Here is a 15,252-nt window from a genome sequence, read left to right as displayed (position 1 = left end):
AGGTGGGGGAGTGACCGTCAAAAGCAAAGACAGCCGCCCCGGAGGCAGAAGTGCCCGGGTGCGTGCCGCCGTCCACCGCGCGGTGGTGGAACTCGTCCAGGAAGTCGGCGCCGACAACGTGACCATCCCCGCGGTGGCGCGCCGCGCCGGCGTCAACCCCAGTTCCGTCTACCGCCGTTGGGGGACGGCCCCCGCCCTCCTCGCCGACGTGGCCGACCAGCGCCAGGACGAGGAGGCGCCCGAGCTGCTCGGTGATCTCCGCGAGGACCTGGAGCGGGCGGCGGTCTGGACGCTCACGGACCTGTCCCGGCCGGGAGGCGTGGCGTTCTTCCGCGCGGAAGTGGCACCGGACGTGGACGAACGCCGGGCCGGCCTGCGCGCCTGCCTGGAGCGGGTCAGCGCTCGCTTCCAGGCGCCGCTGGCCGCCGCCGCCGAGCGCGGCGAGCCGGTGCCCGCGCTGGAACGCGTGCTGGACCGGGTGGTCGCCCCCCTCTACTTCCGCGTCGTGTTCTCGGTCCCGGAAACGGACGAACAGTACGCACGGGACCTGGTCGCCGAGTTGTGCGCGCCGGGCCGGGACGCCGCTCCGGGCGACCGCGGCCACCGCTGACCTCGGGCTCCGGTGGCCGAAGTATCGGACGTGCGCGATCTGTTGACACTCTTCGGGGGCTTTCTATCATCAAACCTTGTCCGTTACTGCGATCGGCATCCGAAATATCGAACCAGACAGAACCAGAGAGTTGTCATGCGCATGACTTGATGGTTCATTCCCCGGTGGTGGGACGCCACCGGCCCCCGACTCCCCCAGGAGACCGCTCATGTCTGTGACACCGGCCCGCCCCGGGCGGGCCAGGCCGCTCGCCCTGCTGGCCCTCGTGCTGGCCATGGCCACGGCCCTGCTCGGCGGCCGGGCCTCCGCCGAGGGCGACGCCGTGGCCGCCGGCTCGCTGCCCTGCGACCTGTACGCGGCCGGCGGCACGCCCTGCGTGGCCGCGCACGGCACCACCCGCGCCCTGTACTCCGCGTACAGCGGCCGTCTCTACCAGGTGAAGCGCGCCTCCGACGGCGCCACGCGGGACATCGGCACGCTCGGCGCGGGCGGTTACGCCGACGCCGCCGCGCAGGACTCCTTCTGCGCGGGCACAAGCTGCCTGATCACCGTCATCTACGACCAGTCCGGCCGCGGCAACCACCTCACCCAGGCACCGCCCGGCGGCTTCCAGGGCCCCGCCGCGGGCGGCTACGACAACCTCGCCGAGGCGTCCGCCGCGCCGGTCACCGTCGGCGGCCACAAGGCGTACGGCGTCTTCATCGCTCCCGGCACCGGCTACCGCAACAACAACACCAACGGCATCGCGACCGGGGACCAGCCGGAAGGCATGTACGCGCTCCTCGACGGCAGCCACTACAACGGCGGCTGCTGCTTCGACTACGGCAACGCCGAGACCAACAGCCGGGACAACGGCAACGGCACGATGGAGACCATCTACTTCGGCAACAGCAAGACCTGGGGCTACGGCACCGGCAACGGCCCCTGGGTCATGGCCGACCTCGAGAACGGCCTGTTCTCCGGGGTCAACCGCGGCTACAACGCCAACGACCCCAGCGTCAGCCACCGGTTCCTGACCGCCGTCGTCAAGGGCGGCCCCAACCACTGGGCGATCCGGGCCGGCAACGCCCAGTCGGGCGGCCTGTCCACCTACTACGACGGACCGCGCCCCAACGCCTCGGGCTACAACCCGATGAAGAAGGAAGGGGCCATCATCCTCGGCATCGGCGGTGACAACAGCAACGGTTCCGCCGGCACCTTCTACGAGGGCGTGATGACGTCCGGCTACCCGTCGGACGCCACCGAGAACGCCGTACAGGCCAACATCAACGCGGCCGGGTACACCGCCTCCCCTCCGGCGGGCGCGCCCGCCGTGGGTTCCAGGGTCTCGCTGCGGGCCACCACCTCCTGCTGCACCGCCGACTACCTCCGGCACAACACGGCCGACAACAACGCCGCCATCGGCGCGGTCTCCTCGTCCAGCCCGTCCGCCGACAAGGCCGCCGCGACCTGGATCGTGCGCGCCGGCCTGGGCGACGCCTCGTGCGTCTCCTTCGAGTCCGCCGACAAACCGGGACAGTATCTGCGCCACTACGACTTCCGGCTGCGCGTCGACACCATCGACAGCGGTGCGCTGTCCAGGCTGGACGCCACGTTCTGCCCGCAGCCGAGCCACAACGGCCAGGGCGTCTCCCTACGGTCCGCCAACTACCCGAGCGACTTCGTACGCCACTACGAGTACGGCGCCTATGTCGCGAGCCACGGCGGCTCCCATACCTGGGACAGCGCCACCGCCTGGGCCGACGACACGAGCTGGGTGGTCACCTCTCCCTGGGCCTGACGCCCGCGACGCGACACCCGCACCCCGGCCGTGCCACCACCTTCGGTGGCACGGCCTCCTGGTGTCGTCGTATCCGGTTTTCGTATCGGCCCCCGCCAGGCGAAAGTTTCGCCTATCCGCCACATTGGCCGGAAAATCTCCGTCCCGCTCATTGTGGTCGCCGTGAGCCGTTCCTAGCCTGGGAGCGCTCCCATAGCAATCCGCCCGCCCTCCTTGGTCCTTGGAGGCCCCATGCGCCCGGACCGATCGCGCCGCCACCGCGCCGGACTGCTGGTGACCACAGCCCTGGCCGGGGCCGTGGCCCTGGTCGGCACGACCCCGCACGAGGCCCGCCCCGCCACCGTCACCGCCGCACCGGCCGGTTACGGCGTCGAGGACGACGGCGCCGACTGCCCCGTGCCCGCCACCGGACAGACCCCCTCCCGGGCGCTGCTCCCGGACCCGTTCCTCAAGCTGGACGGCACCCGCGTCACCACCGCGTCCGACTGGCGGTGCCGCCGCGCCGAGATCAGAGAGCTGGCGGAGCGGACCGTCTACGGCCGCAAGCCCCCGAAGCCCGCCCGTGTGAGCGGCACCGTCTCGGCGACCACGATCACGGTGAACGTCGGTGACCAGGGCCGGAGCGCCGGCTTCTCCGCGCGCGTCGAGCTGCCCGGCGGTTCCGGCCCCTTCCCCGTCGTCATCGTCTACGGCGGGCTCGGCGCCGACACCCGCACCATCAAGGCCTCCGGCGTCGCGGTCATCACTTACGACCCGTACACCGTCGGCAAGGAGGGCACGTCCCGCGGCGGCAAACAGGGCGCCTTCTACAGCCTCTACGGCTCGTCCAGCACCACCGGCCTGCTGATGGCCTGGTCCTGGGGCGTGAGCCGGATCATCGACGTCATCGAACAGTCCGGCGGCACGATCCTGAAGGCGGGCGCGACCGGAGTCACCGGCTGCTCGCGGTTCGGCAAGGGCGCCTTCGAGGCGGGCGCGTTCGACCAGCGGATCGCCCTCACCATGCCGGTCGAGTCGGGTACCGGCGGCGTCCCCGCCTACCGGAGCATCCCCGGGGAGAGCGGCGCCCAGCCGCTGAGCAGCGCCTACGCGGAGCAGCCCTGGCTCGGTGACGCCTTCGGCCCCTACACCGGCAACCCGAACGCCCTGCCGGTGGACACCCACGAGATCGTCGGCATGGTCGCTCCGCGCGGCCTGTTCATCATGGAGAACCCGTACGTCGACTGGCTCGGCGCCCGGTCCGGCAGCGTGGCCGCCCTCGGGGGAGCCGAGATCTACAAGGCGCTGGGCGCGGGCGGCGACATCACCTACTGGTCGGACGTCCGGGACGGCACGCACTGCGCCGTCCGGCCCGAGTGGAAGACCCCGCTCCAGCAGAACCTGTCGAGGTTCCTGCTGGGTTCCGGCAGCGGCTCGGGCGTCTTCCGGACCGCCTCGGGCAAGGCGGGCGACCTCGCGCGGTGGCGCGACTGGCAGACGCCCGTGCTGACCGGTGCGGGCGGGGCGGGGGCCGGGACCGGCGACGGTGCGGGCGGGAGGGGGTCCGCGACCGGCGCCGGTGCCGGGTGACGTCTGGAACACGCCGGCGCCACCACCGGCTCCGGCTCCACCGCACCGGCCGCCCGCGCCTGCGGCAGACCCTTGCGGGCGTGGGCGTTCCGCCGAGGCGACGGCCGGTCCCCTCCGTCCCCGGGGGACCGGCCGTCCGTGGTCGTGGCGCGCGTCGTCAGGTGTCGCTCACCGGTGGAACAGGGCCACCGGGACGGCGTCGGCCAGGGCCTGGTACCCGGCCGGGTTGAGGTGGAGGTGGTCACCGGTGTCGTAGGCCGGCCGCAGTCGGCCGGGGGACTCCGGGTCGCGGGCCGCGCGGTCGAAGTCGATGACGGCGTCGAATCCGCCGCCGGTGCGGATCCATTGGTTGACCTGCTGCCGGGCCGACTCGTGGGCACCGTTCGGATCGTCGTAGCCGTTGCCGCCGAAGGGGGTGAGCGTGGCGCCGTAGACCTGGATGCCCTGGGCGTGGGCGCGGGTGACGATCTGCCGGTAGGCACCGATGAGTTCGGCCGCGATCCGCTGCGCGTCCGCCGGGGAGGTGCCTGCGGTGCCGATGTCGTTGACGCCCTCGAAGACGATGAGCCGGTCGACGCCGCTCCGGGCGAGGACGTCCCGGTCCAGCCGGGCCAGGGCGTTGGGCCCCAGCCCGTCCCGCAGCACGCGGTTGCCGCCCGCGGCCTCGTTGACGACGGCGATGTCCGCCGTGCCGGGGCGGGCCGCCAGCCGTGACCGCAGCCGGTCCGGCCAGCGGTCGTTGCCGTTGGTCGTGGAGCCGCGGCCGTCGCTGAGCGAGTCGCCGAGGACGACGGTGGCGGAGGCGGTCCGCCGCGACCACACCTCCAGCCCGCTCAGGAAGTACCAGTGGTCGACGGTCGTGGCACCGGCCAGGTCCGCGTCGTCCAGGTGGTCCCCGGCGAGCAGGTAGGACGTCGTGCGGGACCCCGGGTGCGAGGTGATGGCGGTGGAGGCCTGCCCGTGCGCGAGGTACAGCGTCACGGTGAGGTTGCTGCCGGGCGCCACGTCGAAGTCCAGCGGATCGCTGACCGCCTGTGCGCCCTGCGGGACGTCGAAGCCCGGCTGCCCGCCGAACGTCACCCGCCGGGAGCTGCCCGGCACGATCGCGCCGACGCCCGCCTTGCCGTCGGCCGGGCGGGCCACGGAGACGGCGGTGACGGGCAGGTCGGCCCCGCCGAAGGCGTTGGACAGGCGCAGCCGTATGCGCTTGCCGCCCACCCCGACGTGCACGGTCTGCCGCAGCGTGGCGTTGTCGAACACGCGGTCGCTCTGGGTGAACGGCGCCGGGGGCATGTTGCCCGGCTCGGTCAGCTGGGGCATGGACGCCCACGTGTCCGTCCACTGCCCGCCGCCGGTCGTCGGACCGGCGGGCCGGGCGGGAGCGGCCGCGCCGCTTCGCGGGCCGTCCGCACCGGATGAGGAGTGGGGGGAGAGGCCCACCGTGGCGGCGATCGCCGCGGCGGCGGCCACGAAGGACGCTGTTCGCTTCATGAGAAGGGTTCCTCCGACTGGTCTGGTTGCTGGGGCTGGTGGGTGTCAGGCCCGTTCCGGCACGGGGGCAAGGCCCGTTCCGCCACGGGATGTCAGACCCGTTCCGCCACGGGGTGAGCGGCCGTGCCGGATCCGGGCTCCGGGCCGGAGACCGCCGCCACCACGGCGTCCGCCTCCGCGTCCGGTTCGGGCAGGAACAGGCCCAGGCCCGCGTAGACGACGAGCGAGGTGACCAGCGGGGTGACGACCACCGTGGTCTGGGAGGCGCCGTCCAGGCCGTACTTGACGAAGAAGTAGCCGCCGAGACCGAGCGCCCAGGACGTGAGGGCCGCCCGGGGCCCGCAGCGGCGGAAGGCGGGCAGCAGCCCGAGCAGCATCGGAATGGAGATCGGACCCATGACGGCCGCGACCATGCCGACGATGATGCCGAGGACTCCGCCGAAATGGTCGGCCTCGATGGCCACGACCATGGAGACGGTGATGAAGACGACCGTGACCACCCGCGCCGCCCGCAGGCCCCGCGCGGTGCTCACCTCGCGGAAACCGGGCAGGACGGCGGGCAGGATGTCCCGGGTGACCACCGCCGAGATGGCGTTGGCGTCCGAGGAGGCCATGGCCATGGTGTGCGAGAACATGCCCGCCAGGGTCAGTCCCACCAGGCCCGCGGGCAGGTACGACTGTGCCATCAGGGCGTAGGTCTGCTGCGGGTCGGCGATGTGCGGCATGAGCACCGGCGCGGCGACCGCCGGCAGCAGCAGGACGGCCGGCCACACCAGGTACAGGGCCGCCGACAGCCCGGCCGAACGGCGGGCGGAGCGCGGGGAGTCGGTGGCCATGTACCGCTGGGCCAGGTTCCACATGCCGCCGTTGTACTCGAAGAGCTTCACCACGACGTACGCGGTCAGGAAGCCGGCCGTGTACGGCCCGACGAGGGGGTCGGTGTGCCCGGCCGGCAGCCGGTGCCACAGCGTGCCCAGGCCGGAGACGCCACCGAGCCGGTCGAGGACGACCCACATCATCGACAGCGCGGCCACGCCCTGGATGACGAACTGCCCGAACTCGGTGAGCGCGTCCGCCCACAGCCCGCCGACCGTGCAGTACAGCAGGGTGACGACGCCGGTCAGCAGGATTCCGTGGCTCATCGACATACCGGTGAAGACCTTCAACAGCACCGCCACAGACGCCCACTTGGCGGCCACGTCGAAGACCTTGAGCAGGGCGCCGCTCCAGGCCAGCGCCTGTTGGGTGGGCAGGTTGTAGCGGCGTACCAGGTACTCCAGCGGGGAGGCGACCTGGTAGCGCTCGCGCAGCCGGTTCCACCGGGGGGCGAAGAGCCAGGCGCCGACACCGGTGCCCAGGGCGAGGGGCAGGAAGGCCCAGACGTAGACGGTGATGCCGTAGTCGTAGGCGACCGCGGCGTACGCGACGAAGACGGCGGCGCTGTAGCCGGACATGTGGTGCGAGATGCCGGTCAGCCACCAGGGCATCCGGCCGCCGCCGGTGAAGTAGTCGGACACGTCGTCGACCCGCCGGTGCGACCACAGGCCGATCAGGAGCATCACCAGGAAGTAGGCGCCTACGGCGGCCCAGTCGAGCCAGTGCATGGGGGGACCTTCTTGTCGTGAACGGCGGGCAGGCGTACGGACGTCGGGAACGGCGGGCAGGCGTACGGACGTCGGGGCGGACCGGGCGCGGCGGGCCGGGGTCCGCCGGGGGTCACCAGCGCGGTGACTTCTTCTCGTACGACGGGTCCAGTCGGCGCATGTACCCGGTGTCGTCCCGGTTGCGCAGACCGCAGCGCAGGTACTGCTCGTGCAGCCGGGCCAGCGCGTCACGGTCCAGTTCCACGCCGAGGCCGGGAGAGCGGGGGACGGCGACCGCGCCGGCGCGGAAGCCGAGCACGCCCGGGACGATCACGTCCTCCGCCGGGTCCTTCCACGGCCAGTGCGTGTCGCAGGCGTACGTGAGGTTCTCGGTGGCGGCGGCCAGATGTGTCATCGCGGCCAGACTGATGCCGAGGTGGGAGTTGGAGTGCATGGATAGCCCCATGCCGAAGGTGGCGCAGATCCCGGCGAGCAGCTTGGAACGGTGCAGCCCGCCCCAGTAGTGGTGGTCGGACAGGACGACCCCGACGGCGTCGTCGCGCACCGCGGAGGGCAGTTCGTCGAAGGCGACCACGCACATGTTGGTGGCCAGTGGCATCGGGGCCTGGCGGGCGACCCGGGCCATGCCCTCCTGACCGGGGGTCGGGTCCTCCAGGTACTCCAGGACGCCTTCCAGCCGACGGGCCACCTTCAGTGAAGTCTCCACGGTCCAGGCGGCGTTGGGGTCCAGCCGCAGCGGGACGCCGGGGAACGCCCGGCGGAGCGCGAGAACCGCCTCCACCTCCTGCTCGGGCGGCATCACCCCGCCCTTGAGCTTGATCGCCGTGAAGCTGAACCGCGCCATCATGCGCCGGGCCTGCGCCACGATGCCGTCCGGGTCCAGGGCGGGTCCCCACTCGTCGGGCTCGTGTCCGGGATGCGCCGCCCACTTGTAGAACAGGTAGGCGCTGAACGGGACTTCGGTACGGACGGCACCGCCGAGCAGATCGCTGACGGGACGGCCGGCGGCTCGGCCCTGGATGTCCAGGCAGCCCACCTCGAACGGGGAGAAGACCCGGTCGACCGTGCTGCTGGTGGTGATCATGCCGGTCAGGCCGTGGCCGTCACCGCCTCGGTCGTCGCCGATGACATCGGCGATACGGCGGTGCATCGGACCGAGGGCGTGGACGTCCATGCCGGTGATGGCGTCGGCCGCCGAGCGCAGCCGACGCAGGTGGCCCTCGTCGGCATACGTCTCGCCCAGGCCGGTGATGCCCTGATTTGTCGTCACCTCGACCACGGCGCGCAGCGCGTAGGGTTCGTGGACACCGACGGCGTTGAGCAGGGCGGGGTCCTTGAACGCCACCGGTGTGATGTCGACGCGGCTGATCCGCAGTTCCTCGCTCATCGGATCGCCGCACCCCTCGCGATGATCTCCTCCAGTTCGGCGAGATCCCCGGGCGTCGGATCGGTCAGCGGTGGACGTACGCCTCCCACGTCGAGACCGCGCAGCCGGACGGCCGCCTTGACCAGGGACACCGCATAGCCGGGGACGCGTTCGCGCAGTGCGACGAGCGGGTGGAAGAAGCCGGCCAGCAGCCGCTGGACCAGGTCGTCGTCGCCGGTGGTGACGGCGCGGTGGAAGGCGAGAGCCGTCTCGGGGGCGAAGCAGAACGCCGCCGAGGAATACAGGTCCACGCCGATGCCGCGGTAGGCGAGCTGGGACCCCTCGGCGGTGGGCATCCCGTTGAAGAACTGGAAGTCCCGTCCGCCGGTGGCCGGGTCCGTCCGGACCGCGGTCACGATCCGGGCCAGCAGGTCCAGGTCGCCGGTGCCGTCCTTCAGGCCCACCACCCGTGGCAGGCGCGCGACTTCCACGGCCGCCGGGACGTCGAACCGGGCGGTTCCGCGCTGGTAGACGATCACGGGCAGGGAACCGGCGGCGACGACCTCGCGCACATAGGCGACCAGCCCGGCGGGTGGTCCCGCGACCAGATACGGCGGCATCAGCAGCAGCCCGTCCGCACCGGCCTCCTCGGCGGCCCGCACGTACTGCCGGGCGAGGGGCAACGGCCCGCCGGCGCCCGCGAACACGGGCACCCGGCCGGCCGCCACGCGCACCGCCGTACGCACCACGGAGGCGAATTCCGCCGGGTCCAGCGCGTGGAACTCCCCGGTCCCGCAGGCGGCGAAGACACCACCGGCTCCGGACTCGATCCCCGCTCTCAGATGGTCCGAAAGTTTCGCGGTGTCGATCGAACCATCTTTCCTGAACGGAGTGACGGGAAAGAAGAGAATGCCCTTCAGCACGCTGACCTCATCCGGTGACTGTCACATATGTGAATGGCCGTCATGATGACGAATGGTGGGAGGGAATGTATGGTCGGCCGCCGAGCGGGGTCAAGGTGTGTGCGGCGCCTGTCTGGCTTGGCGGGTGTGGATCCTGGTTGGCCGACCGGGGTGCGGCCGGTCGAATGATGGACGAAACTTTCGGAGAGGCGGTGTGAGGGATCCGGGCGGCCGTGTTCCCGCAGGGCGAAGGGAGTCACTCCGATTTGTCGATATATATGTTGTTTAACTCGCATGGGTGATAGTGCCGTTGTGTCAGTTTTCCGCACGCGAGGGCGGGGATTGCCCGGAAAGAGGGACAACGCCGGACGGATTCGGTGCCCCTGCCGAGGGACTCGCCGAGGAGATGGCTCGATGAGAATCGGAGAAAAGCGCCGGTTCCGGCGAGATCCGCTGAAGTGCATCGACACCCTCCGCCACCACAGCGAGACGGAAGTGTTCCGCCTTCCCCACGGCGGCTATTGCGTCAGGAACGCGGATCTGGCGCAGACGCTGCTGCGCAGCCCGGAATACAACACGGGAAAGTCGGGATTCTTCAACGAACTACTGCCCACACGACACGCCCAGGTCGAAGTCGGCCGCGCGGTACGGAACTTCCTGCGCGCGGCCCTGCCCCGGTATCGTGCCGAGCTGACCCGGGCGGTGACCGCGCTCCCGGAGGTCAGCCGCTGGCCCGCCGCAGGGGACACGCTGGTGCACCGATGCCTGGCCGACCTGCTGCTGCACCCGGAAAGCCCCGCCCGGACAGGCGGGTTGACCGATCGGGCGATGCGCGGGGGAGTGGTGTTCCACGCGCCGCGCGCCTGGCGGCGAGCGCGGGCGGAGTTCCTGCGGGCCAAGCTGCTCACCGCTCTGACCGAGGACGTGCGACAGCGCCGGGAACACCCCGCCGACGAACCCCGTGACGTGCTGGACGCCCTGCTCGCCGCCTGCCCTCCCATCGAGGTGACCGACCGGACGCTGGCCGAACTGCACTTGATGATGTACCGGGCGATCGTGGTGCCCATCAGCGCCTCGCTGGCCTGGTCGGTGCTGCTGGGCTGCCTGCACCAGCCGTCGGCCGCGCCGTGGCCCTGGCCCGCCGACCACGTGGTGCGGGAGGCACTCCGGTACCGCCCGGTCCCTTGGCTGCTCGGCCGCGTCGTCCCGCACGCGGTCGAAATCGGTGGCGTCGCCTTCCGGCCCGGCGACCTCCTCTCCGTCAGCCCGTACCTGATGCACCACGAGCCGGGCCGGTGGACCGCCCCCGACGAGTTCCGGCCCGAGCGCTGGGAGGAGCCGGGCGAACACGGCTCCTACGTGCCGTTCGGTGCGGGCCCCTACATCTGCGCCGGCGCGGCGGTGGCGCAGACACTGCTGACCGAGTCGCTGACCGCGCTCACCCGTGACGCCCGCCTGACCGTCAGCGGCGGCGACACCCGCGCGGTCATCTCCGAAGGCAATGTTCCGCGACCGTTCGTCCTCCATCGCACACCACGCCACGGGGGAACCGAGCACGACAGGGAAGGGAGGTGAACAGCCATGGCCGCATCGATGCGACGCATCTTCAGCAACAAGCCCGCCCGCGCCTGGTATTGGTACTGAACGCCACGGCGATGACGGCCCGGAGGCCAGCCCCGGCTTCCGGACCGTCCCGAGGTCGGCAGTAGCCCCGGCCATCGTGACGGCAACCCCGGCCAATGTGACGGCCGTACGCGGCGCTCGGTTCGCCGTGCCGGGTCGAGAGGACGGGAGCACCGGACACTCCCACCCGGTCACAAGGAACTGGCCACCACCTCCAGCATGACCTCGTTCGTCCCTCCGTAGATCCGCTGCACCCGCAGATCGTCACGCATCCGCACGAGCGGGAACTCCGGATCGTGCGCGGCGGTTTCGCCGAGGGCGTCCAGGCAGCGGTCGATGATGTGGCCCGTCGTCTCCGTGCACCAGATCTTCGCCATCGACGCCGTCGCCGTGTCCAGCTCCCCGTCCAGCGCGAGATCCACGCAGTCGTCGAGGAAGGACTCGGCCACGCGCGCCTGTGTCGCGCAGCGGGCGATCTCGAAGCGGACGTGCTGCTGTGCGAAGAGCCCGGACTCCCGGGCCCGGTCCAGTGTCACGTCCACCGCGCGCCGCGCCGCCGCCACCGCCTCGGCCGCGATGATCAGCCGTTCGCGCGGCAACTGCCGCATCAGCATCAGGAATCCGGCGCCCTCCCGGCCGAGCAGGTTCTCCGCCGGCACCAGCGCGTCCTGGAAGTACAACGGCGCGGTGTCGGAGGTGCGCTGGCCGAGTTTGGCCAGCCGCCGGCCGCGCCGCAGCCCGGGGGTGCGGTCCGCCTCCACCACCAGCAGCGACATGCCGCGGGTCCCGGCCGCCGGATCGGTGCGGACCGCGGTGACGATCAGGTCGGCACTGGAGCCGTTGGTGATGAACATCTTGCTGCCGTCGACCCGGTAGCCGTCGTCCCCGCGCACCGCCGTCGTCCGGATGCCGCGCAGATCGGACCCGGCGTCGGGCTCGGTGAGGGCCAGCGCGCCCACGAGGTCGCCCGAACACATCCCGGGCAGCCAGCGGAGCTTCTGCTCCGGGGTGCCGTACTGCTCGATGTACTGGGCCACCACCCCGCTGTGCATGGAGTTCCCGAAACCATGCTCGCCCACCCGCACCTGCTCCTGGAAGATCACCAGATCGTGGGCGAGGGTGCCGCCACCGCCTCCGTACCGCTCGGGAACGGAGGCGCCGAGCAGGCCCAGCGAGCCCGCCTTGCGCCAGAAGTCCTTCTCCACACCGCCCTGGCACTCCCACTCGGCCCGCCGGGGCACGGCCTCGTCGGTGAAGAACGAACGGGCGAGTTCCTGGACCGCAAGCACGTCATCGGTCATCCAGCGGCGAACGTTCTGAGCCACGTTGTGTGCCACTCCTCCAAGGTCCCCGGGTTCCGGGGCCGTCGGCCACGGCGCCGCAGGCCGAGCGGCCGCACGCCCCCGGTCATGGGCATCGACCACACCATCAAACACCGCCATTCCCCGATGAGTTGGCAACCAGTCATGCCTGGCCGAAAGAACCCGGTAACCGACTGGGGGCGTTGTGGCGCGCGATCACGGTTGTTACAGTGCCGCCGTCTCTGATCGAGATACGGGGGTGATCGGTTATGCCGTCTGCCGCAGCCGTGATCGAGCGGGATCTGTTGCAGTTTCTGGAAACTGTCGCACGAGAGAGTGTCCGTGGTCCGGACGACGATCTTTTCGCCGGGGGTTATCTCACCTCGCTGGGCGCTTTGGAACTCGTCGCTTTCCTCGAAGGGCAGTATGGAATAGCGGTCGAGGTGGAAGACCTCGATCTCGACAATTTCCGGTCGGTGACCAGGATCGTCGATTTCGTCCTGGCGAAACGTTCTGCCCGTGAACAGGGTGGCTCACCGGGGGCCGCCGCCGCGGCCCCGGGCGGGGGCGGGCGGTGACCGAGCGCCTGCCCCGCATCGAACCGAACGACTTCACCGAAGGAATCCGGCAGGCCGCGGCGGAGTGGGACACGGCCGGAGGGCCGCCCCGGGACATGGCCGAACGGATGGCCAAGGCCGGTCTCCTCGGCGCCGACCTGCCCGCCGACTACGGCGGCTCCGCCCGCTCCGCCCGCTCCGCCCTCCAGCTCGGCGAGCTGACCGCCGCGCTCGGCGCCGTGTGCACCTCGCTGCGCAGCCTGCTCACCGTACAGACCATGGTGGCCGCCGCCGTGCTGCGCTGGGGCACCGAGGAACAGCGGCACACCTGGCTGCCCGCGCTCGCCTCCGGTGAACGGATCGCGGGCCTCGCCGTCACCGAGGCGGACGCGGGAAGCGACCTGAACGCCGTCGACACCACCATCGAGCGCGACGGCGGCCGGCTGCGGGTCAACGGACGCAAGCTCTGGGTGACCTACGGCGAGTGGGCCGACATCCTGCTGGTCCTCGGCCGCGACGGCGACCGCCCGACCGCCGTCCTGGTCGAGACCGACCGCCCCGGAGTGGAACGGGAGCCGGTCTCCGGCCAGCTGGGGCTGCGCGGCGCCCGGATCGCGCACATCCGGCTCCGGGACGTGGAGGTGCCCGCCGAAAACCGGGTCGCGCCGCCGGGGTTCGGCCTCTCCCACGTGATCGGCACGGCACTCGACCACGGCAGGTTCACGGTCGCCTGGGGATGCGTGGGCATGGCCGACGCGTGCCTCGAGGAGGCCGCCGGCCATGTGCTGACCCGGCGTCAGAACGGTGTCGCCCTCGCCGAACACGAGCTGGTGCGGGCGAAGATCGCCGAAATGCACCTGGCGGCCGCATCGGCACGGGCGCTGGCCGAGCGGGCGGCCCGGCTGCGGGACGACCGCGCCCCGGACGCGGCCTCGGCGGCCTTCGCCGCGAAATACGCCGCCGCCCGCGCGGCGGCCTCCGTCAGCCGGGACGCCGTGCAGCTCCAGGGCGCCGCCGGATGCGCACCCGACAGCCTGGCCCAGCGGTTCTTCCGGGACGCCAAGGTCATGCAGATCATCGAGGGCGCCGACGAGGTGGCCCTGCTGCGGATCGCCGAGCACGCCCTCGGCGGACGCCGGGCCCGGACCGCCCCCAGTCGGAACCCGGCCGGAAACGAGGCGGCACGGTGAGCGCGTACGCCGGCACGCCTGAGATACGCATCGGGCGCGTCCACCTCTGGCACCCCGAACACACCCTGGCCGTCACCGACCTGCCTGAGCGGGCCACCCTGCCCGAGGCACGCGACCGGCAGCTGCTCGCCCTCGGCATCGACCGGGTGCGCGTCGCCCACGGACTGACCGAGGTCGACCTCGCCGAGCGCGCCGCGCTGGACGCGCTCGCCGGCTCCGGCACCGACCCCGCCGACCTGGACGGGCTGCTGCTGGTGCAGGGCCGTGCCCCGGAATACCTCATGGCCTCCGAGGCCACCCGGCTCCAGCACCGGATCGGCGCCACCCGGGCCCTGACCCTCGGCGTCGGCGACCTGGGCTGTGTCTCCAGCAGCGCCGCCATCGAAATCGGCGCCGCACTGCTGCGCGGCCGGGGCGGACCCGGGCGCATCCTCGTCGCGATGGGCGTACGGGCCGCGGCCACCGCCCGCTACCGCCCGCCGATGACGGTCCTGGGCGACTGCGGCGCCGCGTTCCTGCTCACCACGGGCGACGACGACGCCGGCGGCGCGCCGTACACCTCGGCCGGTGACACCGGCGGGAGTGCGCCGTACGCCTCGGCCGGTGACACCGGAGGGACCGCCCCGTACACCGGAGGGACCGCCCCGTACACCGGCCCGTACACCAGCGGGAGTGCCCCGTACGCCCCCGGTGGCGACGGCGCCGGCCCGGCTCCGCGTCCCGCCGCCGGTGGCCGGAGCGCCCGTTACCGGCTGCTCGGCCAGGAGCTGCGCAGCGACGGCCGCTACGCCGATCTGTTCCGCATCCGCTACCGCGAGCTGCCGCCCGAGCGGTGGGCCGAGGAGTGCGCGGACGAGAACGCGTACTCCTTCCAGCTCGCCATCGAGAGCCGCAACCGGCTGCGGGACCTCAACGCCGAACTGCTGCGGCGGTGCGCCACCGCGCAGGACGAACCGGCCGCCGTGGTCATGCAGAACCTGTCCGTGGGCGCGTTCGCCTTCTGGCAGGACGCCCTGGGACTGAAGATCGCCGACGTCTGCCGCGACAACCTGGCCGGCCACGGCCATCTCGGCCCGGCGGACGTGCTGATGAACCTGGAGAGGCTGGCTCCCTCCGTGCCCGCCGGCGGCAAGGTGCTGGTGATGAACAGCAGCCCCGTCGCCGCCTGGTGCACCGCGCTTGTGGAGCGGCTGCCCGACTGAGCACGGGGGCCCGCCGGTACGACGCCCCGGGCCCCGGGCCGTCCGCCCGGGGCCGCC

The 15,252-nt window shown here is 72.0% G+C and carries 12 protein-coding genes; 7 read left to right on the top strand and 5 right to left on the bottom strand.

Features of this window, described 5'->3' with window-relative positions; translation table 11 throughout:
• Nucleotides 1-58: 58 nt before the first annotated feature.
• The 3 genes from IH25_RS0102430 (at nt 59) to IH25_RS0102420 (ending at nt 3,959) form a co-directional block, all read left to right on the top strand.
• Nucleotides 59-610, top strand: coding sequence for a TetR/AcrR family transcriptional regulator (locus IH25_RS0102430; RefSeq protein WP_245172666.1), 552 nt, complete (start codon nt 59-61; stop codon nt 608-610).
• 208 nt (nt 611-818) lie between these two features.
• Nucleotides 819-2,390, top strand: coding sequence for an alpha-L-arabinofuranosidase B (locus IH25_RS0102425; RefSeq protein ID WP_078844095.1), 1,572 nt, complete (start codon nt 819-821; stop codon nt 2,388-2,390).
• 231 nt (nt 2,391-2,621) lie between these two features.
• Entirely contained in the window at nt 2,622-3,959 is a 1,338-nt protein-coding gene (locus tag IH25_RS0102420) for a glucuronyl esterase domain-containing protein (protein WP_245172665.1), read from the top strand.
• A gap of 168 nt (nt 3,960-4,127) precedes the next feature.
• Here IH25_RS0102420 and IH25_RS0102415 read toward each other — a convergent pair whose 3' ends face one another.
• From IH25_RS0102415 to IH25_RS0102400, 4 genes are all read right to left on the bottom strand, one after another.
• Nucleotides 4,128-5,450: an SGNH/GDSL hydrolase family protein gene (locus IH25_RS0102415; protein WP_030602016.1), complete on the bottom strand. Its 1,323-nt coding sequence runs from the start codon at nt 5,448-5,450 to the stop codon at nt 4,128-4,130.
• A gap of 92 nt (nt 5,451-5,542) precedes the next feature.
• Complete coding sequence (locus IH25_RS0102410; protein WP_030602013.1) at nt 5,543-7,054, bottom strand: sodium:solute symporter family protein; 1,512 nt, start codon at nt 7,052-7,054, stop codon at nt 5,543-5,545.
• Nucleotides 7,055-7,166: 112 nt separating this feature from the next.
• Entirely contained in the window at nt 7,167-8,441 is a 1,275-nt protein-coding gene (locus tag IH25_RS0102405; RefSeq protein WP_030602010.1) for a glucarate dehydratase family protein, read from the bottom strand.
• Nucleotides 8,438-9,343, bottom strand: coding sequence for a 5-dehydro-4-deoxyglucarate dehydratase (locus IH25_RS0102400; RefSeq protein WP_030602005.1), 906 nt, complete (start codon nt 9,341-9,343; stop codon nt 8,438-8,440). Before IH25_RS0102400 ends, IH25_RS0102405 begins: the two co-directional genes overlap by 4 nt.
• Before the next feature lie 393 nt (nt 9,344-9,736).
• Between IH25_RS0102400 and IH25_RS0102395 the strand changes: the two genes are divergently transcribed.
• Nucleotides 9,737-10,897: a cytochrome P450 gene (locus IH25_RS0102395; RefSeq protein ID WP_030602002.1), complete on the top strand. Its 1,161-nt coding sequence runs from the start codon at nt 9,737-9,739 to the stop codon at nt 10,895-10,897.
• A 239-nt stretch (nt 10,898-11,136) separates the two neighbouring features.
• Here IH25_RS0102395 and IH25_RS0102390 read toward each other — a convergent pair whose 3' ends face one another.
• Entirely contained in the window at nt 11,137-12,270 is a 1,134-nt protein-coding gene (locus IH25_RS0102390; RefSeq protein WP_245172664.1) for an acyl-CoA dehydrogenase family protein, read from the bottom strand.
• Between the two features lie 245 nt (nt 12,271-12,515).
• Between IH25_RS0102390 and IH25_RS0102385 the strand changes: the two genes are divergently transcribed.
• Genes IH25_RS0102385 through IH25_RS0102375 form a run of 3 tightly spaced genes read left to right on the top strand, consistent with a single transcriptional unit; the run spans nt 12,516 to nt 15,195 of the window.
• Nucleotides 12,516-12,824 carry an acyl carrier protein gene (locus tag IH25_RS0102385; RefSeq protein WP_030601996.1) on the top strand — a complete coding sequence of 103 codons (309 nt, stop codon included), beginning with the start codon at nt 12,516-12,518 and terminating at the stop codon, nt 12,822-12,824.
• The gene (locus IH25_RS0102380) at nt 12,821-13,993 is read left to right on the top strand and encodes an acyl-CoA dehydrogenase family protein (RefSeq protein ID WP_245172663.1); all 1,173 of its coding nucleotides are present in this window, start codon (nt 12,821-12,823) and stop codon (nt 13,991-13,993) included. Before IH25_RS0102385 ends, IH25_RS0102380 begins: the two co-directional genes overlap by 4 nt.
• A complete protein-coding gene (locus IH25_RS0102375; RefSeq protein WP_051753660.1) occupies nt 13,990-15,195 on the top strand; it encodes a hypothetical protein in 1,206 nt (401 codons plus the stop codon). Before IH25_RS0102380 ends, IH25_RS0102375 begins: the two co-directional genes overlap by 4 nt.
• The last annotated feature ends 57 nt before the right edge of the window (nt 15,196-15,252 follow it).

The sequence above is a fragment of the Streptomyces achromogenes subsp. achromogenes genome, from assembly GCF_000720835.1.
GTDB classification, from domain to species: Bacteria; Actinomycetota; Actinomycetes; order Streptomycetales; family Streptomycetaceae; genus Streptomyces; species Streptomyces achromogenes.
The sequence above is the reverse complement of the archived record's forward strand: the minus strand, read 5'-3'. Positions and strand labels throughout refer to the sequence as shown.

Coding starts and splice junctions, on each gene's coding strand:
- IH25_RS0102425 (WP_078844095.1), top strand. CDS start 819: ATGTCTGTGACACCGGCCCGCCCCGGGCGGGCCAGGCCGCTCGCCCTG.
- IH25_RS0102420 (WP_245172665.1), top strand. CDS start 2,622: ATGCGCCCGGACCGATCGCGCCGCCACCGCGCCGGACTGCTGGTGACC.
- IH25_RS0102415 (WP_030602016.1), bottom strand. CDS start 5,450: ATGAAGCGAACAGCGTCCTTCGTGGCCGCCGCCGCGGCGATCGCCGCC.
- IH25_RS0102410 (WP_030602013.1), bottom strand. CDS start 7,054: ATGCACTGGCTCGACTGGGCCGCCGTAGGCGCCTACTTCCTGGTGATG.
- IH25_RS0102405 (WP_030602010.1), bottom strand. CDS start 8,441: ATGAGCGAGGAACTGCGGATCAGCCGCGTCGACATCACACCGGTGGCG.
- IH25_RS0102395 (WP_030602002.1), top strand. CDS start 9,737: ATGAGAATCGGAGAAAAGCGCCGGTTCCGGCGAGATCCGCTGAAGTGC.
- IH25_RS0102385 (WP_030601996.1), top strand. CDS start 12,516: ATGCCGTCTGCCGCAGCCGTGATCGAGCGGGATCTGTTGCAGTTTCTG.